A 19,779-nucleotide genomic window follows, 5' to 3' on the forward strand; every position below is an offset into this window, starting at 1 on the left:
TTCGACGCGGCCACCCGCCGGCGCGGACCCAAAAACAAAAAAGCCGGCGCAAGCGCCGGCTTCTCGTCGTCCAAACTATACGCGGACGTATTGTGTGGCTTAGCCCGCTTGCAGCTGGCCGGCCGACATCTTGCCGCTGCGCTGATCGCGCTCCAGCTCGAAGCTCAGCTTCTGGCCTTCATGCAGCGAGCCGAGGCCCGCGCGCTCAACGGCGGAAATGTGCACGAACACATCTTGGCCGCCGTCATCGGGCTGGATGAAACCAAAGCCCTTTTGGCCGTTGAACCACTTCACTGTACCGGTCGTCATGTCTTGTCCCCTTCCGGGTCTGAATATTCACGCCTCCAGAGTTGGGGGGCGAGATCAAATTGTCGGAGAGGTCGAGGCAGGTCCGGTTCCGGATTTCAGAGAAGTCCGGGGATGGAAAGCGGGCGAACCAAAGCGATATTCGATGCTGCATATATGGCCGGGATTTCGGGGATTGCAAGAATTATTCCCAGAAACTTACGGACGCCGAGGGCAATAAGCTGTAGAATTCTGGCGATTTCCCGGGTTGGCCTAAAGCTAAGGCTACCCGGACGCCGGTCCAAGCTGGGCCGGCCGCAAGGAGTTCTTTCGCATGCGCAACGGACCCGACCGGTCGATCTTTACGGTGGCCTGGCACGACGGGCGCTGGGCGGTCGAACACGACGGCGAGTACTCCGACCATACCCGCGACAAGGAAGAGGCGAAAGCCGCCGCCAACAAGCGCGCCCGCGCGGCCCAGGACCTGGGCCAGGCCTGCCTGGTGCGGGTGAGCGGCGAGCGTGGCTTCTTCGCCATCCCATAGAGACCTGCAGGAGCATCCGGCCATGGCCCATGAACAGAAAGTCCGGGCCGCACCGCCCCGGCGTCCCGCCGCCATCGTCCTGCGCGAAGCCATCGAACAGGCCGAGTTGGACGGCGTCGCCCGCACGGACATGACGCTGCGCCTCACCCATCGCGACGCCGAGGAGCTGAAACGCGACCCGAACGTGGCGCTGGAGGACATTCGGTTCAGCGAGGGCGTGATGACCTTCCTGGGCGTGAAGGTGACGCCGGGCGGCGTGAACACCAGTTCCCTGGAGCGCTCCGCCGAGTAGCTCGGGCGCAGGGCGCCTTTGGATCCCGCTCGACGATCGGGGGCGGAGCCTGGCGCTCGCCCGCGTCCGGACCGTCAGGGGGCGAACCCCTGACGGGCGGCCGTCGCACGCGCGTCATGACGCCTTCACAGACGCGAAGCGGCGGCGGCGCATCTGCGGATGGAACGAGCGGCCAGCGACCGAGGCCGTGACTGCGCCGTAGCGCGCCGGCCAGAATCCGGCTGATCGGCGGTTACCCTTCCGCCGCCAAACCGTTAAGAGAACCCCTCCAGACGCGTTGAGATCGGCCGGTGGCGAGGCGCAAGGCAAATACCAGGAACGGCGACCGGGCTCGCGGCGTCAGCCCGCTGGCGATCTTCGACCTGCGCCGGGCCCGCGACGTCGAGCGGCCGGTTAAGCTGGGCGCGGCCGACGCCCCGGAGGCGGGGCCGCCGGAAGGCCAGCCGCGCGACGAGCACGTGCAGTGGCTGGAAGCCGAGTTGCGGCTGACCAAGCAGCGCCTGAAGACCACGACCGATGAGCTGGAACGCGCCAACGGGGCGGAACTGCAGACCGTCAACCGCGAGCTGGCCCAGCAGGTCAACGAACTGGCGAAGACCAATTCCGACCTGAAGAACCTGCTGGAAAGCACCCAGATCGCCACCCTCTTCCTGGACAGCGAGTTGCGGATCCGGACCTTCACGCCGGCCGCCACCGAGGTCTTTCACCTGCTGGACGCCGACGTGGGCCGGCCGATCGACCAGGTGGTCCCGACGGTCGCCTATCCGGAGCTGCAACGCGACGTCCACCAGGTCCTGAACACGCTCGGCCGCGTCGAGCGGGAGGTCGAACGGCCGGAGACCGGCTCGCGCTACCTGGCGCGCGTCCTGCCCTACCGCAGCTTCGACAACGCCATCGCCGGCGTGGTGCTGACCTTCCTCGACATCACCGCCACCGCGCGCGCCGAGGAGCGCCAGAGGTTGCTGCTCAGCGAACTGCAGCACCGGGTCCGCAACATCCTGGGCATCGTACGGTCGCTGGCCGCGCGCACCGCCGAGACCAGCGCCTCGGTCGAGGAATACGCCAGCCACCTGGACGGGCGCCTGGCGACGCTGGCCCGCACGCAGAACATCTTCGCCCGCACCGGCGACGTGATCGTCGACCTGGAGGAGATGGTCCGCGACGAGCTGGTCTCCCTGGGCGCCCCGGACGGCGAACAGGTGGACGTCGGCGGCCCCGAGGTGCGGCTGCGCCAGTCGGCCGCCGAGACCTTCGCGCTGGCCCTGCACGAGCTGGCGACCAACGCGGTGAAGTACGGCGCCCTCGCCGGCCCCAAGGGCCGGGTGGCGGTGCGCTGGCGGGTGTTCGACACCAGCGCCGGGCCCCGCCTGTCGCTGGAATGGCGCGAGAGCGGGGTGGCGGCCCTGGACATGCGTCCCACCCGCAGCGGCTTCGGCCGCGAACTGATCGAGCGCGGCCTGCCGTTCGAGCTGGGCGCCGCGACCTCGATCAGCTTCGAGCCCGGCGGCGTGCGGGCCCTGATCGAGGTCCCCCTGACCCATCACAACGCGGTGCTGGATTCGCCCGACGAGCAGGCGCTGGGCTGGTGACCGCCTCGCCCGAGGACGCCCCGCTGCACGGCCGCAAGGTGCTGGTCGTCGAAGACCAGTACCTGATCGCCGCGGAGCTGCGCCACACCGTGATGGCCCTGGGCGGCGAAGTGCTGGGCCCCTGCGCCACCGTCGCCGACGCCATGACCCTGCTCGAACGCTCCGACGTCGACTTCGCCCTGCTGGACGTGAACCTGCGCGGCGAGACGGCGTTCCCGGTGGCCGCCGCCCTGGACCGCCGCGGCGTGCCCTTCGCCTTCGCCACCGGCTACGAACCGTGGGTGATCCCGCCGGTCTACCGCGAGCGGCCGCGGCTGGAGAAGCCGGTCAGCCGCGCGAAGCTGCAGGAACTCGCCGCGCAACTGCTGGGCGGGCGCTGAACGGCGCATGGCGGGCGGCTGGGTGATCGGAGTGATGGTGGCCGCCGGCGGCGAGCCGATGCTGCGCCACTATTACGCGGTGGGCTTCGAGGACCGCGGCAAGGCGGAGTGGACCGCCGTGGACCATGCCCTGCGGGTCGGCGAGGTGGCGAGCAGCCCGGTGGCCGGCGACGAGCCGGTGCAGGCGATCCGCGAGCTGACGCTCCCGAAGATGCGCAGCCTGGGCCTCGCGCCCGGCCAGGTGCGTGAACTGGGCTGGCGTCATCCGCGGCGCTGGCTGAGCGGCTGATCGGTAAAGCGAGCGGCGGATGAGGGCGCGCCGACTTGCCGGCATTCCTGGCGCGCCAGCGCCGCTTTGTCGTCCACGAACCACACGAACCACACGAACGGGACCGTGCACAGGGCGAGATCCTGTCAGATGACCCTTCGTTCGTGTGGTTCGTGTGGTTCGTGGACCAATAGAGACAGCGCCTGCGGCGCGCGAGAGAGGACCTGAGGGCCGCGGCTTAGGCCCTCAGCGCACCCACTGGGCGAGCCAGTCGGCGAGGGCCTGCGGGGTCATGGAGCGGGCGTCGGCGAGGGCCGCCACGTGGCCGGCGTCGAGCAGCTTGTCGGCGCGGGGATCGATCACCAGCAGGGCGGGCACGCCCTCCAGCCGCCGGGTGATCCCGTAGCGCGCCGGGATCTGCAGGTTCCTGTCGAAGCGGCCGACGTCGACCATGACCACCTCATAGTGACGGTCGATGAAGGCCTTCAGCTCCGGCCGGGCCATGGTCGCGGCCAGGACGCGGCAGTCGGGGCACCAGTTGCCGCCCAGGTCGACGATCAGCAGCTTGTGGGCGGCCTTGGCGCGGGCCTTGGCCTTGGCCACCACGGCGTCGGCGTCGGCCTGCTCGTCGTAGGGATAGGGCAGCGGCGTCTGCAGCTGCGCGAAGTCCGAGATGCCCATCTTCGGCGCCGGCGCGGCGCTGGCGGCGCCTGCGCCGGTGAGCGCCAGGACGGCGGCGAGGGCGACGGCCGATCGGGTCATCTACAATCTCCAGTGTGAAGGTAGGATTTGGGCGCCGAGGGGCCGGTCGTCAAGCGCGGCGGGCCGGAACTGCGGGGCCGGCCGTGGGTTCTCGCGGCAAGCGCGCCGGGCGCGCAGCAGGAGCCACGCCATGACCACCGACACCCACGACCGCGCCGCCGTCGAGACCCGGCTCTGGGACGAGATCGAGAAGCACCGCACCGGCATGCTCGGCGTGGTGGGCGGCGAGCCGCAGCACTTCCAGCCGATGACCGCCTTCCTGGAGCGGGGGAACGGCGAGATCTGGTTCTTCACCTACCGCGACAGCGACCTGGCCCGGGCGGCGGGGTCCGGCGCGCCGTCGATGTTCGTGTTCCAGCTCAAGGACATCCAGGCCTGCATCGGCGGCCGGCTGAGCGACGCGCACGACGTCGACCGGATGGACAAGTACTGGAACCCGGTGGTCGCCGCCTGGTACCCGAAGGGCCGCGACGATCCGCGGCTGACCATGTTGCGGCTGGATTGCGACGACGCCCAGGTGTGGATATCGGAAGCCGGCCCGGCGCGATTCGCCTGGGAGATCACCCGGGCCAACGCCACCCACCGGACTCCGGACCTGGGCGGCAGCGCCCACCTCGACCTGCACTGAGCCGGCGGCATTGGGGCCGAACGGCGCCAAGTAGACTTCCGGCGCCGTTCGCACCCTCAAATGATAAGGCGGTTGTGTGGTCGCCCGTTTTGCGCGCAACGATATAGTTTAAGTCGGCCTTCCGACATTGACAGGACGCGTGGAAAGACCACGCTTTTCCGGCCGCCGTCGGAGCCTTTTGCAGAATTTGCGCGACGACTTGCCGCAAGTGTCGAGTACTCGACAGTTTTTATCTGCCGGCATCGATAACTTGAAACCTCCGCCCCACGGCGACGTTTCGATTCCCCGATGCAGAGGCTCCATCCCGCGTTGCAAAACCGCTTGCTCGTCTCCCTTCCGCCTGAGGACTTCGGGCTCGTCGCGCCGAATCTAGCGCAGGTCGACCTCGAGCGTGGTCGGCTGCTGTACGATCCGGGCGACCGGATCGACGCCGTCTACTTCCCGCTCGACGGGGTCATCTCGCTGATGACGCTGATGGAGAACGGCGCGGCGATCGAGAGCGCCACCATCGGGCGCGAGGGAGCGCTCGGCCTGATGGCCGCCGTGGCCCCGCGCCAGTCGCTGTCGCGGGCCATCGTGCAGACCCCGGTGAGGGCCTGCCGGATCAGCGCCGCCGCCCTGCACGAGGCCTGGGAGAAGAGCCCGCGCATCCGCGACCTGATCGACCGCCACAACGAGGCGCTGTTCGGCCACGCCATCCAGTCGGTCGCCTGCAACGCCCTGCATTCGGTGGAGGCCCGGTTCTGCCGCTGGCTGCTCACCTGCCACGACCGCATCTCCACCGACACGGTGGCGCTGACCCAGGAATTCCTCGCCGACATGCTGGGCGTGCAGCGGACCACGGTGACCGCCGTCGCCCGCAGCCTGCAGGAGAAGGGCGTCATCCGTTATCGCCGCGGGGTCGTGGACATCATCGACCGGGCGGGCCTCGAGGCGCTGACCTGCGAGTGCTACGGCGTCATCCACCGGACCTACGAGCGGCTGCTGCCCGCCGACGGTTGAGCCACGAAATCGGCAGTTGCGGCCGGGTCGAAAATCCACCTTTGTTACAGGGGGGGGGCACGAAGCGCCCGCAAACCTCGTGGAACGGACGCCTGAGAACCCAATGAACCGCGCCAGCCGAAATTTCCTGCTTGCCGCCGCGGCCGTCGCCGCCCTTGGCGTCACCGCCGCCCAGGCGCACGAGGCGCACGACTGCGTCGACGCCGCCTGCGTGGCCCAGACGCTGTTCGACGCGGTCGACACGCCCGCGACAGGCGGCGGCGAGGCCGCGGCGCTGACCTCGCCGAAGTACGGGACCTGGGGCTTCGACGCCTCGGGCATGGACAAGGCGGTGAAGCCCGGCGACGACTTCTACCGGTTCGCCAACGGCGCCTGGGACGCTCGGACCGAGATCCCCTCCGACCGCAGCCGGTTCGGCAACTTCGACAAGCTGACCGTGCTGTCGGAAGCCCGCAGCCGGGCGATCATCGAGGACGCCGCCGCCGGCAAGATCCAGGACCGCGACGCCGCCAAGATCGGCGCCGCCTACCGCGCCTTCATGGACGAGACCCTGGCCGAGAAGCTGGGCGCCCAGCCGATCGCCCCGGAACTGGCGCAGATCCGCCAGGTGAAGACCAAGGACGAATTCACCGGCCTGATGGGCCGCTCCAACGTCTCGGGCTTCGCATCCCTGCTCGAGCTGGGCATCCGCGCCGACGCCAAGAACCCGCAGCGCTACGCGGTCTACGCCTCCACCGGCGGCCTCGGCCTGCCGGACCGCGACTACTACCTGCAGGCCGGGTTCGCGGAGAAGAAGGCCAAGTACCAGGCCTATGTGCAGCAGATGCTGACGCTCGCCGGCTGGCCCGACCCGGCCGCCCACGCCAAGGCCATCGTCGACTTCGAGACCCGCGTCGCCGAGGCGACCTGGACCCGGGCCGAGCGGCGCGACCGCGACAAGACCTACAACCCCGGCACGGTGGCCGACCTGCAGGCGCTGTCGCCGGGCTACGACTGGAAACGCTACCTCGCCGCCTCCGAGCTGCCGAAGGTCGAGCGGGTGGTGGTGACCACCAACACCGCTTTCCCGAAGATCGCCCGGATCTACGCCGAGACGCCGCTCGACACCCTCAAGGCCTGGGAGGCCTTCCACGTGGCCGACGACGCCGCGCCCTACCTGTCGAGGGCCTTCGCCGACGCCAGCTACGAGTTCCGCTCCAAGACCCTGGCCGGCCAGCCGGAGCAGAAGCCCCGCTGGAAGCGCGCCGTGGCGGTGGTCAACAACCAGCTCGGCGAGTCGGTCGGCCGCATCTACGTTGGCCGCTACTTCCCGCCGGAATCCAAGGCCAAGATGGACGCCCTGGTGGGCGACATCCGCACCGCGCTGCACGCCCGCATCGAGACGCTCGACTGGATGGGCGCCGACACCCGCGCCAAGGCGCTGGAGAAGCTCTCCAAGTTCACCGTGAAGATCGGCTATCCGGTGAAGTGGCGCGACTACGGCCCGCTGGTGATCAAGGCCGACGACCCGTACGGCAACACGCTCCGCTCCACCGCCTACGAGTGGCGGCGCGACGTGGCGCGGCTGAACGGGCCGGTGGACAAGCAGGAGTGGGGCATGACGCCCCAGACGGTGAACGCCTACTACAACTCGGTGAACAACGAGATCGTCTTCCCGGCCGCCATCCTGCAGGCGCCGTTCTTCGATCCCGACGCCGACCCGGCGGTGAACTACGGCGGCATCGGCGGCGTGATCGGCCACGAGATCAGCCACGGCTTCGACGACCAGGGCCGCAAGTCCGACGGCGACGGCGTGCTGCGCGACTGGTGGACCGCCGCCGACGCCACCAAGTTCAAGGTCCAGTCCGACCGGCTGGGCGCCCAGTACTCGGCCTTCGAGCCGGTGGCCGGCAGCCACGTCAACGGCCACCTGACCATGGGCGAGAACATCGGCGACATGGGCGGCCTGTCCCTGGCGCTCGACGCCTACCACGCCTCGCTGCATGGCAAGCCGGCGCCGGTGATCGACGGCCTGACCGGCGAGCAGCGGGTGTTCCTCGGCTGGGCGCAGGTGTGGCGCCAGAAGGCCCGCGAGGAGGCGCTGCGCCAGCAGGTGGTCACCGATCCCCACTCGCCGGCCGAGTTCCGGGTGAACGGCACGATCCGCAACGTGGCGGGCTGGTACGACGCCTTCGACGTCAAGCCGGGCGACAAGCTCTACGTCGCGCCCGAGCAGCGGGTGAAGATCTGGTAGCCGGCTAGGCCGACTGCGCCGGCCGGCCGCCGTCCTCGTGGCGGCGGCGGTTGGCGACCATCCGCTCGTGCAGGTCGCAGATCCGCCGGCTGCCGCTCTTCTGGAAGGCGAACGGGAACAGGCCGTGCAGCAGGCAGGCCGCCGCCCCCGCCGCCATGCAGAAGGCGAAGCCCCACGCCGAGCCCAGGTGCTGGAAATAGCTCTCGCCGACGCTCGCCGGGTGTTGCGTGAAGGCCCGCATCGTGACCGCCCTATACTCGGAACAACTGGGAACAGGATGCCGCAGCCGGCGGGAAAATCATTGTCCAGATCGAAGCGTCGCCGCGGCCTCGCAGAAGCTGAGGCCTCCGAAAAGCGCTGTCGGGAGAATGGGATTCTCCAACCGCCTTGGCGGGGCTCCCGCCGCCGAATCAGCGCCGCGCCGCCCTGCCCCGTTCTGGCCACGAAGGGCGGCGAGCCTGCCCGACCCAGACACCAGCGGAGGCCTGCATGAACAGGTTCGGATCCATCGCCGTCGCGGCCGCCCTCCTGGCGGTGGCGGCCAGCGCCCAGGCCGCCGAGGGCCGCTTCATCCACCCCGCCGACACCAACCACGACGACCGCATCGACAAGGCCGAGTGGGTCGCCTACGGCCTGCCCGCCGCGGACTTCGCCAAGGCCGATGCGGACCACGACGGCAAGATCAACGGGCCGGAGTTCGTCGCCTACGACCAGGCCCACCGCAAGCCGGGCTAGCCCTCGGCGATCCGGCGCAGCGCCTCCTCGAGGATCGGCCGCTGGCCCTTGTGGATGCGCGCCCGCGCCTCCTCGGCGGTGAAGTAGGCGGCCTGGTCGACCTCCGGGAACGCCTGCATCCGCCCCGAGCCCTTCGGCCACTCCAGCTCGAAGGTGTTGCTGCGCAGGGCGGTGAGGTCGAGGTCGGCCTCGACCAGCCAGGCGTGGACCCACTTGCCGCCCGGCGTCCGACAGGGGGTAAGCTCGACGAAGTCGCCGGCGACCGGCTGGCCGACCTCCTCCGCGAACTCGCGGACGGCGGCGGCGCGGTTGTCCTCGTCGGCCTCCACCAGGCCCTTGGGGATCGACCAGGCGGCGGCGTCCTTGCCGCGCCAGAACGGGCCGCCAGGATGGACCAGCAGGACCTGCGGCCCCTCGGCGCCGCGCCGCCAGACCAGCACGCCGGCGCTGACCGGCGCAGACATCAGCCGAGCCGCTCCGGCGCAGGGCCGGCCGGCGGCGGGGCGTCGCGCAGGGCGCCGCCGCTGGGCGCGTCGACCTTCAAGCCGGCCTCGATCAGCGTCGACCACAGCCCCTGCGGCGTCTCGGCGAAGCGGAACAGCTCCAGGTCGGCGCGCTCCACCATGCCGGCCTCGACCAGGGCGTCGAAGTTGATCACCGCGCGCCAGTAGGTCTCGTCGAACAGCACCACCGGGATCGCAGCCATGCGGCCGGTCTGGCGCAGGGTGAGGATCTCGAACAGCTCGTCGAAGGTGCCGAACCCGCCGGGGAAGGCCACCAGGGCGTTCGCGCGCATGGCGAAGTGCATCTTGCGCATGGCGAAGTAGTGGAACCGCAGGGTGAGCTCGGGGGTGGAGAAGGCGTTCGGCTCCTGCTCGTGCGGCAGGCGGATGTTCAGGCCGATCGATGGCGCGCCGGCCTCCGCCGCGCCGCGGTTGGCGGCCTCCATGATCCCCGGCCCGCCGCCGGTGACGATGACGTTGTCGCGGGTCGCCCCGTCGTCCAGCAGCGCGCCGCCGCGGCGCGAGGCCAGGGCCGCGAACTCACGCGCCGCGGCGTACCACTGCGGCTGGCGCCCGGGTCCGTCCTCGCGCACGCGGGCGCTGCCGAACACCACCAGGGTGGAGCGCACGCCCCAGGTCCGAAGCGCCTCGTCGGCCTTCGAGAACTCCAGCAGGAAGCGCGCGCCGCGCATGGAGTCGCCGAGCAGGAAGTCCTGGTCCAGGGCCGCCAGCCGAAAGGACGGCGAGTCGAGCTGGGCGGCGTTGTCGGCCGGGTCGGAGTTGGCTGCGGACATCGTCTCGGGCTCCCGCGGGCGGCGCGTCAGCCCGCTGCCTAGCGCGGAAAGGCCTCGGCCACGAGCCCTCAGGCCGAGAGGGCGAGCCGGCGCCGGCTCGGCGCGGCGATGGCGTAGATCGGCACGGCGGCGCGGAACAGCCGGTCGATCTCGGTGCGCGCCGCGGCCTCGGCGGCGTACAGGGCGCGCAGCTGGCCGGCCCGGGTCACCACCTCGGGCGGCGCGATCTCCTCCGGCGTGAGGAACAGGCCGAGGCGCCGCGCCAGTCGCCCCAGGTCCGCCCGCGAGGTGAGCATGGAGAGGGGAATAGCCAAGGCGAGGCCGAGGCTGACCGGCGCCGTCCAGGCGAGCAGCGCCGGGTCGAGGCGCCAAGCCGTCGCCGCCCAGGCGAGGCCCAGCAGGGTGTGGACGCCGTGACGGGTCAGCGCGTCCCGGAACGTCAGGCGGCCGTCGTCGCGGTCCTGCGCCGCCCAGCCGGAATGGCGACCGCGCAGCACCTCGATCACCGCCCGGGTCTGCATCAGCATCAGCACCGGCGCCATCAGGGCCGACAGCACGATCTCGGCGGCGACGCCGAGCCCCAGCCGGAGGCCGCCGGCGTGGGCGCGCCGGGCCCGGGCGCTGCGCACCGCCAGCAGGCCGCCGAGCAGCTTCGGCGCCAGCAGCAGGGCCATGGTGAGGCCGAACAGGGCCGCCGCCAGCGGCACGTCGACCACGTGCTCGGCCTCCTGCTGCTGCGCCCAGATCACCGCGCCGAGCCCCAGGAAGCCCAGCCACAGCGGGGCGTTGAGATAGGCCAGGATGCCGCGCGCCAGGTGCAGTCGGCTGACCCAGTGCAGGCCGCGGGCCGGCAGCACGGCGCTGTGCTGCAGGTTGCCCTGGCACCAGCGGCGATCGCGCACCGCCATGTCGATCAGCGACGGCGGGGTCTCCTCGAAGCTGCCCGCCAGGGCCGGCGCCATCCGCACCGCCCAGCCGCCGCGGCGCAGCAGGGCGGCCTCGACGAAGTCGTGGCTCATGATGTGGCCGCTGAACGCCCCCTCGCCGTCGATATGCGGCAGGCCGGCGCAGGCGGCGAAGGCCCGCGTCCGCAGGATGGCGTTGTGGCCCCAGTAGTTGCCCTCGTCGCCCGACCACCAGGCCTGGCCCTGCGCGATCAGCGGTCCGTAGATGCGGCCGGCGAACTGCTGCAGGCGGCCGAACAGGGTGGCGGCGCCGACGATGGTCGGCAGGGTCTGGATCAGCCCGACCTTGGGGTCGCGCTCCATCGCCGCGGTGAGGCGCACGATGGTGTCGCCGCTCATCAGGCTGTCGGCGTCGAGGATGATCATCGACTCGTAGCCGGCCCCGAACTTCGCCACCCAGTCGGCGATGTTGCCGGCCTTGCGGTCGAGGTTGAGGGCCCGGCGGCGGTAGAAGATCCGGTCGGCGGCCTGCAGCCGTAACCGCAGTCGCAGGACGCCGGTGACCTCGCGCTGGGCGATCGTCCCGTCACGCGTGTCGGACAGCACGAAGATGTCGTAGAGCTCGGCGACGCCGCGCGCCTCCAGGTCCTCGTAGATCGCCTGCACTCCCGCCAGGATGCGGCCGGGATCCTCGTTGTAGGTCGGCATCAGGAGCGCGGTGCGGGTGAAGATGATCGGCTGCGGCCGCCAGGGTTCCAGGTCGCGGGCCCGCCAGATCAGCCAGAAGCCCGCCACCGCGCTGGCGAAGGCGAAGGCCACGAAGGCGAACAGCAGCGGGAACAGCCCCAGCATGACCCGGTCGGCCAGCGTGAAGCCGCCCGGATCCAGCAGGCGGGCCATCACCGCGGTGGCGCCCCAGGTGGAGGCCGCGGTGAAGCCGATCATCGCCAGCCGCGGCCCGCCGCCGTGCCCTGTCAGCCGCCCCTGCGGCCGGGCCGGGGCGTCCGCGCCCAGGCTCTGGACCGGCATCTCCAGCGGCCGGCGCGGCGGCAGGGTGCGCAACGCCGGGCTGGGCCGGGACTTCCAGGTCGGGACGGCGGAACGGGGGGTCACGCGGACCATCGGTAGAGCCAGGCCTCCGAGCAGGGGGTTCCGGATTTCAGCAGCACCGCGCGCAGGTCGGTGCGGGGGCCGGCGGGCTCGAGCTCGAAGCTCAGCCGCGCGCCGCCGGTCTGCGGATTGGGGTGCAGCACCACCTCCCGCAACTGGCCCGAGGAGGTCGTCGCCTGGACGGTGAGGCCCTCGACCGAAACGCCGCGGGGCAGGTCGTAATCCACCACGAACCGTCGGCGGCCGGCGACGACGCCCGCTCCCGACCGGGTCCGGACCACACGGGCCAGCACGCCGGGCGGCGCCGGCGGACCCCAGTGCAGGCGGTAGGCGAAGGTCGCGGGCGTCCCGGCGCGCAGCGGCGCGGCGGGCGTCCAGAAGGCGGCGATGTTGTCCTCGGTCTCGGTGTTCGACGGCAGCTCCACCAGCCGCACCTCGCCCGCCCCCCAGTCGCCGCACGGTTCCACCCACAGGCTCGGGCGCTGCTCGTAGTGCGCCTCCAGGTCCTGGTAGGCTTCGAACCGCTGCTCGCGTTGCTGCAGGCCGAAGCCCTGTGCGGTCCGGGCCGGGATGGCGCTGGTCTGCACCGCGGCCGGATTGACGAGCGGCCGCCAGGCGCGCGCGCCGCCGGCCTCGGCGACCGCGAGGCCGTCGGAGTCGTGGACCTGTGGGCGGAAGTCGTCGAACCGCCGGCCGCCGTCGCCGGAGAACAGGAACATGCTGGTGAGCGGCGCGATGCCGGCGTTGGCGATCGCCCGGCGCGGGAAGATCCGCGCCGTGACGTCGAAGGTGGTGGTGTCGCCGGGCGTGATCACGAACCGGAAGGCGCCGGCGCAGCTTTGGCTATCCATGAGCGCCAGGACGGTCAGGCTCCTGGCGCCGGCGCCCGGCCGCTCGATCCAGAAGGCGCGGAAGGCCGGGAACTCCTCGGCCTCTCCCGTCCCGATCGCCAGCCCGCGGCCCGAGAGCCCATAGAGCATGCCCCGCGCCACCGCCCGGAAGTAGGTGGCGCCCAGGAAGACGGCGACCTCGTCGAAATACGACGCGCGGTTGATAGGTGCGTGGATGCGGAAGCCGGCGAAGCCGAGGCTCGGCGGCAGGCCCGTCGGCGCGCCGTGCTTGAAGACGAACTGGTCCGAAGAATAGGCGATCGGCGTGACCTGGCCGTCATGCAGCTCGTAGAGGTCCACCCGGTCGTGGAACAGGCCGCCGCGATGGAAAAACTGCAGCTGGAAGGGCAGCCGCTCGGCCTTCCACAGCGCCCGGGCGGGATCGAAGCGGATGTCGCGGTAGGCGTCGTAGTCGAGCTTGCCCAGGACCGGCGGCAGGTCGGGCGCCGGGGCGCGGTAGGGCTGGCGGGCGAGATCCTGGGCGAGCGCCTGCACGGCGTCGTCGCCGAACGGCCGCGGCGCCGCGGCCGCGACGCCTGCCGCCGCGACCAACGGCAGGGCGGCGATCACCTGGCGGCGGCTGGGAAGATCAGAAGTCCGCTTGCTCAGAGGCAGTCCTCGGGGCACGCGTCTTCCGGCAGGCTGGGGGACGTCGCGCGATCAGACCGATTTCATCGTGGTTGGGGCGAAAGCAAGGCAAGGCCGCGGTCCTATGACGGCGGCGGCCGAAAATCGCCGGATCGGGTCGCGTGCGGGCGCCCGCCGGCTGTGGCGCCCGATAGGGACGCAGGTCGGCCGAGGTCTAGTGCGACAGCACCCACTGGGAGACGTAGGCCTGGGCCTTGCGGGCCAGGACCGGCGGTCCCGAGAAGTAGAACTCGCTGCCGAACCAGCTGCGCTGCTCGCGCCAGGCCAGCGGGCCGGTGTCCTCGGTCTCCAGGATCTTGCGCAGTTCGTCCCGCTTGGCGGTCGGAACGAAGGCGACGTAGGTAGCATCAGGCATCGCATTCACTCGCTTGGCGCCCCTGCGCCTAGGAGAGGTGAGTCGGCCCTTCTGCATAGTTAACGCAGCCGCCCGCGAACGCTTTGTCCCCAATGGCGTTGATTCCGGATACCGCCAGACCCAGGGAGCCCAGATGCCGGAATTCGAGATTCTCGGCTGCCACGCCAACCGCGCCGGGCACGCCGGCGTCACGCTCAGGCACGTGCCCAGCGGCGCGACGGTGTCGGTCCACCAGATCCCCTTCGAGCACGACTACGGCGAAACGGTCGGCCAGGAGTGCCAGCGCATCCGCCTGGCCGGCGCGGAGATCGCCAAGCGCGCGGTCGAGTTCCTCACCGAACGGCAGCCGCAGGACCCCGGGCCGGAAGCCTCGACGCCGAGCGCGGCCCCCAACGCCGACGAACCCCCCAACGCCTTCGGTCAGCCCCTCGACGCGGAGTGACGCCGGCCCTCAGCCCAGGCCCAGCGCCTCGCTGACGGCGGCGTAGGTGACGCGCCCGCCGGCGACGTTGAGGCCGGCGGCTAGGCCCGGATCGTCGGCGAACGCCTGGTCGACGCCCTTGTTGGCCAGCGCCATCAGATAGGGGGCGGTCGCCGCGCCCAGCGCATAGGTCGAGGTCAGGGGCGCCGCGCCCGGCATGTTGGCGACGCAGTAGTGGATCACGCCGTCGACCACATAGGTGGGATCGGCATGGGTGGTCGGCCGGCTGGTCTCGAAGCAGCCGCCCTGGTCGATGGCGACGTCGACCAGCACCGCACCGGGCTTCATCTTCGCCAGGTCGGCGCGCTTCACCAGCTTGGGCGCCGCCGCGCCCGGGATCAGCACGCAACCGATGACCAGATCGGCGTCGATCACCGCCTCGCGCACCGCGTCCGGGGTGGAGAAGGCGGTCTTCAGCCGGCCGTCGAACTGGTCGTCCAACTCCTCCAGGCGCGGGGCCGAGATGTCGAACAGGGTGACGTCGGCCCGGTGACCGATGGCCATCTCCGCAGCGTGCTTGCCGGCGACGCCGCCGCCGAGGATCACCACCTTGGCCGGCGGCACGCCCGGCGCGCCGCCGAGCAGCATGCCGCGGCCGCCGCCCGGCCGCAGCAGGGCGACCGCGCCCACGTCAACGGCCATCCGGCCGGCGACCTGGCTCATCGGCGCCAGCAGCGGCAGGCCGCCGCGCGGTCCGACGATGGTCTCGTAGGCGATGGCCGTGCAGCCCGAGGCCATCAGCCCCTTGGCCTGGTCCGGATCGGCGGCCAGGTGCAGGTAGGTGAACAGGGTGTGGCGCGGTTTCAGCCGGGCGATCTCGACCGCCTGCGGCTCCTTCACCTTGACGATCAGGTCGGCGGCTTCGAACACCGCCTCGGCGGTCGGCAGCACGGTGGCCCCGGCCTCGGCGTAGGCCGCGTCGCCGAGGCCGACCCCGGCCCCGGCGCCGCTTTCGACGAACACCTCGTGCCCCTCCGCCACCAGGCGGTGGACGACGCCGGGCGTGGCCGCGACGCGAAACTCGAGGGTCTTGATTTCCTTGGGAACGCCGATCCGCACGTGCAGCCTCCAGAAGCGTGAAGGCGCAAGGGTAGGACCGATCGCCTGCAAGGAGGCTTCATTCTCCGGACCCGCCGAGCTAGACTTGACGGAATCCTGCATCTGTCGGCCGGCAAACAGAAGAAACCGCGATGAGGCTCGATCGCACCGACTGGATCCTCCTGAGGGCGCTGCAGCGGGACGGCCGCGCCACCAACGTCGAGCTGTCGCAGCAGGCCAACCTTTCGGAGTCCAGTTGCCTGCGCCGCGTGCGACGGCTGGAGGCCGGCGGCGCCATCGAGCGCTACGCCGCGATCGTCAGCCAGCAGGCGGTGGGCCTGCCGCTGAACATCTTCGTCACCATCACCCTGGAGTCCCAGTCCGAGGCGGCGCTCAAGGCCTTCGAGCGCGAGATCGCCGCCACGCCGGAGGTGATGGAATGCTACCTGATGACCGGCTCGGCCGACTATCTGGTGCGCATCGTGGCGCGCGACGTCGACGACCTGGAACGCATCCACTCCACCCGCCTGACGCGCTTGGCCGGCGTCGCGCGGGTGACGTCGTCCATCGCCATGCGCCAGGTGGTGCGGCGCACCGACCTTCCGACCGGTCCCTGACCGCGGGTCTTCAGGGCTTCGGCGTCGGGGCGCCGGGCCGGGCGGGCGCCTTCGGCAGCTTGTCCAGCGCCGCCTTGCACGCCGGCGTCACCTTGGTCGGATTCTGATCCAGGCAGGCGCGCCCGGCGCGGCCGGTCTGGCCGCCGCAGATCGTCTGCATGTCGGCCGCGCAGAGTTTGGTGACCTCGGCGCGAACGGCGAGCTGTTCCGGCGTCTCGGGGCCGTGCGGCGCGTCCTGCGCACTCGCCAGGCCAGGGCCGGCCAGGGCCGCGAGCAATACCAGCATGCCGATCTTCATTCGGATCTCCTTTGGGTCGAGGGGTGCGAGCCCGGCCGCGTCAGGCGTCCCTCGCCCGACGCAGCCAGCGCTCCGGCGCGGGTCGTCCGTCAGAAGTTGAACCGGATGCCGGTGGTGAAGTAGCGGCCCCTGGTGTCCCCGACCGCCGGGCTCGTCTGGCCGGGCGCGTTCGTCGGGGCGAGCGGCGAGATCGCAGGAGCCTTGTTGAAGATGTTGTTGACGGAGAGGAAGGCTTGCAGTTTGCGGCCGCCGCTCTCGAAGCGATACGTCAGGCCCAGGTCGTGGGTGACCATGGCCGGATAGTTGTCGCCGGCGAACACCTGGCCCAGCACGCCGGTGCCTTGGTGGTGGGGACCCGAATAGGTCGTCTGCCAGGAGGCCTTGAACGCGCCCAGGTCATAGTTGAGCATGGCCGTGGCCCGGCCGGTCGCGATGCCGTTGCCGGCCGCGTTCGTCGGGGTCGCGCCCGGGTTTGTGACGATCAGCTGCTGCGGCGCATAGTTGATGATCAGCCGCATATCGAGGGCGCCGGGCAGGCTCTCGTGAATCCGCGCCAGGTCGAACCCGTAGCTGGCCTCGACATCGATCCCCTCGTTCAACTGCCTCGAAAGATTGATGCTTTCGGTGAGGATCAGGGTCGGGAAGTTGGCCGCCGTGGTGTTGCTGAACGGCAGCGGCCGGACGATGGCCAGGCACTGCGAGGAGGTCCCGCCCGAAGTCTCGCAGTTGGCCAGCGCCGTTGTGGGACTGCCCCCGAGGCCCGTCGTGGTGGCGACCACGTTGGCGATGTTGATGTGATAGTAATCGACGGAAACCCGGAACCGAGGCAGCCACGCCGGCGAATAGACCGCGCCGGCGGTGATGGTGTCGGCCACCTCGGGCTTCAGATCGGGGTTGCCGACCTGCTCGCTCGTCACCGCCCCGGTCAAGCCGGTGTGCGGGTCGGTGATGGTCACGGAACCGAACGTCGCCGCCTGGAACAGCTCGTAAAGGTTCGGCGCGCGGATGTCGTGCGACTGCGTGGCCCGGAAGCGCAGGTCCGTGATCGGCTGGTAGCTCAAGCCGACCTTCCAGGTCTTCGCCGATCCCGTGACGCTATAGTCGGTGTAACGAACCGCGGCGTCCAAATCCAAACTCTTGGCGAACGGCTGGTCCTTGAGCAGGGGAACCAGGGTTTCGAGGCTGACTTCCCACACCGATTCCTCGCCGTGCTGCGGCGCGACGGTGCCGTACAGGAACGGGTTGGTGGGGAGCGGCGCTTTCCCGAAGGGAGACGCCGCCGTGCTCCAGGTCGCCCGCAGGCCGGTGAGGGTGGGCGGGACGCCCGGATCGGCGCTCGTGGTCTCGTCCAGGCGCATGCTGCGCCATTCGACGTTGGACGCCACGGAAACCGGGCCAGCCCAGTTGTTGAACGCCGTACCGGTGACGGTCGCCGACACGTCGTCCATCTGGTTGCGGGCCGTCCAGGACGTGTTCTGGAAAATATAGCTCAGCGCCGCGGGAGACTCGTTGCCGACGCCGAAGATGTTGAGGGGCACGCAGCCAGGATAGTGCGAGGCCGAAGAGGTGGTGCTGACCCGGCAGGCGATGCCGGTGGGGGTCTGCACGGCGTCCAGGGCGGCGTAGAGGTGCGAGGTGTTGATGTTGTTGATGCTGACCGAGTGGGTCCTGCCGTCGCCGTGCGCGTAGTAGACATCCCACGTGAAGGCGTCGTTCAGGAACTTGCCCTTCACGCCGGCGGACGCGGTGATGTCCTGCGTGTTCTGCTGCACCTGTCCATCGAGGGCGAGGTCCTGCAGGAGCGAGCTCATGCCGAAGCTGCCGTTCGGTCCGATGAGCGCCTGGACGCTGGTCGGCAGATAGGCGTTGTTGCCGTAGACCGTGGTGTTCAGGACAACCGAAGAGGATGTGAAGTTGGTCTGAGAAAATCCGGCGCTGACCTGGGCGTAGGCCGAGACGCCATGGCCGAGGTCATAGTCGAAGCGACCGAAGAGCTGATCGGTCTGCAGCGGCTTGAGCATCTGCATGTTGTAGTAGTAGGCGCCGTCGCCGCCGACCTGGAGGGTCGGGGATCCGGTGGCCACCCCGGGGGTGAAGGGCGCCAGCGTCCCGGCGCCGACGAACTGCTGGCCCTTCAGCGGTCCGCTGGTGATGTACCCGCCGAAGGCCGTGGTCGCCAGCCGCAGGTTGTTCTGCAAGGTGTAGGGATTGGCGGCGGTGCCCGCGCCGGTATAGCCCTGATCGGAGGAGGCGAAGCTGCGGGCGGACTGATCCAGGCCGTCTTGCGTGGAGTGCTGGTAGCTGAAAAGCACATGGCCCGCGCCGAACACCGGAGCGCCCACGGCAAAGCCAGCCCGCGACGAGGGCGCGTCGCCATAGGTCGATACGCCGCCCTGGAGGACGCCTTTGACCCCGGTGAACTTCGTATCGAGGATGAAGTTGACCACGCCGCCGACGGCGTCCGAGCCATAGATCGCCGAGGCGCCGCCGGTGACCACTTCCACCCGCTGGGTCAGCATCTGCGGCAAGGTGTTGGTGTCGACCGTGCCGTTGTAGCTGGTCGGCGGAATGCGGTGCCCGTCCATCAGGACCAGGGTGCGCGCCGGCCCGAGCCCGCGCAGGTTCAGGAAGTTGCCGTTCACCCCCGTGGTGCTGTTGCTGTTGCTGTTTTGCGTGATCGAGCCGGTGAACTCCGGCAGCTTGTTCAGGGCGTCGGGGATGTTGGACGGCGTGGTGAGCTGGAGGTCGGCGACCGAGGCGACGGTGATCGGCGACGGAGCTTCGTAGCCATCGCGGATGATGCGGCTTCCGGTCACCGTCACCGAGCTGAGTTCGCCGCCGCTGTCGTCGGAATCGCCGTCATCCCGCTTCTCGACCGAGCCGGGCGCGGCTGCAGGCGCAGAGCCCCCCTCGAAGGCCCCGGCCTGGGCCACGCCGTCGTGGGCTTGCATGGCGATCGGCACGATCGGCGACGAGCGCTTCGGCGACATCGGAACGATGGTGACGGTGCTGCCCGACACCACGAACGAGAGCTCGGAACCCTTGAGCAGGGCGCTCAGCGCTTCGCGCGGCGTCATCCTGCCGCGCAGCGGCTGCGCCATCCTGTTGGCCACCACAGGAGCGGACGAAATGATCTGCAGGCCCGACTCGCGGGAGTAGAGCAGCAACGCCGTGTCGAGAGACTGGCCGGGAATCTGGAATTCCTGCTGCGCGTCGAAATTCACCTTCTGGGTGGCGCTTAGAGCCGGGCTCGAAACCAGGAAAACCCCAACAGCCGCAACCCCGCACAGCATCGCACGACGAGCCATGTTCCCTCCCTCTTCTGTTTTTCGGAACCACATGGGGGGTCCGTTGGTTGTAAGACGTTTTGGTCAAGCTTTGCGGAAGTCGAATTTTCAACTTTCCGCAGCTCCGCACTTGGG

22 protein-coding genes are annotated in these 19,779 nt (G+C 70.2%); 11 read left to right on the top strand and 11 right to left on the bottom strand.

Annotation, left to right across the window (positions count from 1 at the left end):
* Nucleotides 1-99 precede the first annotated feature (99 nt).
* The gene (locus DJ021_RS03115; RefSeq protein WP_111456153.1) at nt 100-309 is read right to left on the bottom strand and encodes a cold-shock protein; all 210 of its coding nucleotides are present in this window, start codon (nt 307-309) and stop codon (nt 100-102) included.
* 310 nt (nt 310-619) lie between these two features.
* On the opposite strand from DJ021_RS03115, the gene DJ021_RS03120 reads away from it, so the two are divergent.
* The 5 genes from DJ021_RS03120 to DJ021_RS03140 all read left to right on the top strand — a co-directional run bounded on the left by DJ021_RS03120 (nt 620) and on the right by DJ021_RS03140 (nt 3,379).
* Entirely contained in the window at nt 620-829 is a 210-nt protein-coding gene (locus tag DJ021_RS03120) for a DUF2188 domain-containing protein (RefSeq protein ID WP_111456154.1), read from the top strand.
* A 22-nt stretch (nt 830-851) separates the two neighbouring features.
* Nucleotides 852-1,121: a hypothetical protein gene (locus tag DJ021_RS03125; RefSeq protein ID WP_111456155.1), complete on the top strand. Its 270-nt coding sequence runs from the start codon at nt 852-854 to the stop codon at nt 1,119-1,121.
* 290 nt (nt 1,122-1,411) lie between these two features.
* On the top strand, nt 1,412-2,710 hold the full coding sequence (locus tag DJ021_RS03130) for a PAS domain-containing protein (RefSeq protein ID WP_111456156.1): 1,299 nt from the start codon (nt 1,412-1,414) through the stop codon (nt 2,708-2,710).
* Nucleotides 2,707-3,090, top strand: a complete 384-nt coding sequence (locus DJ021_RS03135) for a response regulator (RefSeq protein ID WP_111456157.1) — start codon at nt 2,707-2,709, stop codon at nt 3,088-3,090. Before DJ021_RS03130 ends, DJ021_RS03135 begins: the two co-directional genes overlap by 4 nt.
* A gap of 7 nt (nt 3,091-3,097) precedes the next feature.
* The gene (locus DJ021_RS03140) at nt 3,098-3,379 is read left to right on the top strand and encodes a hypothetical protein (RefSeq protein ID WP_111456158.1); all 282 of its coding nucleotides are present in this window, start codon (nt 3,098-3,100) and stop codon (nt 3,377-3,379) included.
* A 225-nt stretch (nt 3,380-3,604) separates the two neighbouring features.
* On the opposite strand, the gene DJ021_RS03145 is transcribed toward DJ021_RS03140, so the two are convergent.
* The gene (locus tag DJ021_RS03145; protein WP_111456159.1) at nt 3,605-4,120 is read right to left on the bottom strand and encodes a thioredoxin family protein; all 516 of its coding nucleotides are present in this window, start codon (nt 4,118-4,120) and stop codon (nt 3,605-3,607) included.
* Nucleotides 4,121-4,250: 130 nt separating this feature from the next.
* On the opposite strand from DJ021_RS03145, the gene DJ021_RS03150 reads away from it, so the two are divergent.
* From DJ021_RS03150 to DJ021_RS03160, 3 genes are all read left to right on the top strand, one after another.
* Complete coding sequence (locus DJ021_RS03150; RefSeq protein ID WP_111456160.1) at nt 4,251-4,748, top strand: pyridoxamine 5'-phosphate oxidase family protein; 498 nt, start codon at nt 4,251-4,253, stop codon at nt 4,746-4,748.
* A 321-nt stretch (nt 4,749-5,069) separates the two neighbouring features.
* Nucleotides 5,070-5,750: a Crp/Fnr family transcriptional regulator gene (locus DJ021_RS03155; RefSeq protein ID WP_243625889.1), complete on the top strand. Its 681-nt coding sequence runs from the start codon at nt 5,070-5,072 to the stop codon at nt 5,748-5,750.
* A 103-nt stretch (nt 5,751-5,853) separates the two neighbouring features.
* A complete protein-coding gene (locus DJ021_RS03160; protein ID WP_111456162.1) occupies nt 5,854-7,983 on the top strand; it encodes a M13 family metallopeptidase in 2,130 nt (709 codons plus the stop codon).
* A 4-nt stretch (nt 7,984-7,987) separates the two neighbouring features.
* On the opposite strand, the gene DJ021_RS03165 is transcribed toward DJ021_RS03160, so the two are convergent.
* Nucleotides 7,988-8,224: a DUF6356 family protein gene (locus tag DJ021_RS03165; RefSeq protein ID WP_111456163.1), complete on the bottom strand. Its 237-nt coding sequence runs from the start codon at nt 8,222-8,224 to the stop codon at nt 7,988-7,990.
* Nucleotides 8,225-8,472: 248 nt separating this feature from the next.
* On the opposite strand from DJ021_RS03165, the gene DJ021_RS03170 reads away from it, so the two are divergent.
* Nucleotides 8,473-8,718, top strand: coding sequence for a hypothetical protein (locus DJ021_RS03170; RefSeq protein WP_111456164.1), 246 nt, complete (start codon nt 8,473-8,475; stop codon nt 8,716-8,718).
* On the opposite strand, the gene DJ021_RS03175 is transcribed toward DJ021_RS03170, so the two are convergent.
* The 5 genes from DJ021_RS03175 to DJ021_RS03195 form a co-directional block, all read right to left on the bottom strand.
* Nucleotides 8,715-9,182: an NUDIX hydrolase gene (locus DJ021_RS03175; protein ID WP_111456165.1), complete on the bottom strand. Its 468-nt coding sequence runs from the start codon at nt 9,180-9,182 to the stop codon at nt 8,715-8,717. The two genes, DJ021_RS03170 and DJ021_RS03175, sit on opposite strands and share 4 nt — an antisense overlap.
* On the bottom strand, nt 9,182-10,015 hold the full coding sequence (locus DJ021_RS03180; protein ID WP_111456166.1) for an LOG family protein: 834 nt from the start codon (nt 10,013-10,015) through the stop codon (nt 9,182-9,184). The genes DJ021_RS03175 and DJ021_RS03180 overlap by 1 nt, the downstream gene beginning before the upstream one ends.
* A 68-nt stretch (nt 10,016-10,083) precedes the next feature.
* Nucleotides 10,084-12,033, bottom strand: a complete 1,950-nt coding sequence (gene mdoH / locus DJ021_RS03185) for a glucans biosynthesis glucosyltransferase MdoH (protein ID WP_207801755.1) — start codon at nt 12,031-12,033, stop codon at nt 10,084-10,086.
* Nucleotides 12,030-13,547 carry an OpgD/OpgG family glucan biosynthesis protein gene (locus tag DJ021_RS03190; RefSeq protein WP_207801756.1) on the bottom strand — a complete coding sequence of 506 codons (1,518 nt, stop codon included), beginning with the start codon at nt 13,545-13,547 and terminating at the stop codon, nt 12,030-12,032. Before DJ021_RS03190 ends, mdoH begins: the two co-directional genes overlap by 4 nt.
* A 175-nt stretch (nt 13,548-13,722) precedes the next feature.
* Nucleotides 13,723-13,923, bottom strand: a complete 201-nt coding sequence (locus DJ021_RS03195; RefSeq protein ID WP_111456169.1) for a hypothetical protein — start codon at nt 13,921-13,923, stop codon at nt 13,723-13,725.
* A 133-nt stretch (nt 13,924-14,056) separates the two neighbouring features.
* Between DJ021_RS03195 and DJ021_RS03200 the strand changes: the two genes are divergently transcribed.
* Complete coding sequence (locus tag DJ021_RS03200) at nt 14,057-14,365, top strand: hypothetical protein (RefSeq protein ID WP_111456170.1); 309 nt, start codon at nt 14,057-14,059, stop codon at nt 14,363-14,365.
* A 9-nt stretch (nt 14,366-14,374) separates the two neighbouring features.
* Here the strand turns inward: DJ021_RS03200 and ald are convergent, their stop codons facing one another.
* Nucleotides 14,375-15,463: an alanine dehydrogenase gene (gene ald / locus DJ021_RS03205; RefSeq protein WP_111456171.1), complete on the bottom strand. Its 1,089-nt coding sequence runs from the start codon at nt 15,461-15,463 to the stop codon at nt 14,375-14,377.
* 131 nt (nt 15,464-15,594) lie between these two features.
* On the opposite strand from ald, the gene DJ021_RS03210 reads away from it, so the two are divergent.
* The gene (locus tag DJ021_RS03210; RefSeq protein ID WP_111456172.1) at nt 15,595-16,059 is read left to right on the top strand and encodes an Lrp/AsnC family transcriptional regulator; all 465 of its coding nucleotides are present in this window, start codon (nt 15,595-15,597) and stop codon (nt 16,057-16,059) included.
* A 10-nt stretch (nt 16,060-16,069) separates the two neighbouring features.
* Here DJ021_RS03210 and DJ021_RS03215 read toward each other — a convergent pair whose 3' ends face one another.
* On the bottom strand, nt 16,070-16,357 hold the full coding sequence (locus DJ021_RS03215; protein ID WP_111456173.1) for a hypothetical protein: 288 nt from the start codon (nt 16,355-16,357) through the stop codon (nt 16,070-16,072).
* An 89-nt stretch (nt 16,358-16,446) separates the two neighbouring features.
* Nucleotides 16,447-19,581 carry a TonB-dependent receptor gene (locus DJ021_RS03220; protein WP_165837092.1) on the bottom strand — a complete coding sequence of 1,045 codons (3,135 nt, stop codon included), beginning with the start codon at nt 19,579-19,581 and terminating at the stop codon, nt 16,447-16,449.
* Between the last annotated feature and the right edge of the window lie 198 nt (nt 19,582-19,779).

The organism is Phenylobacterium hankyongense, assembly GCF_003254505.1.
GTDB classification, from domain to species: Bacteria; Pseudomonadota; Alphaproteobacteria; order Caulobacterales; family Caulobacteraceae; genus Phenylobacterium; species Phenylobacterium hankyongense.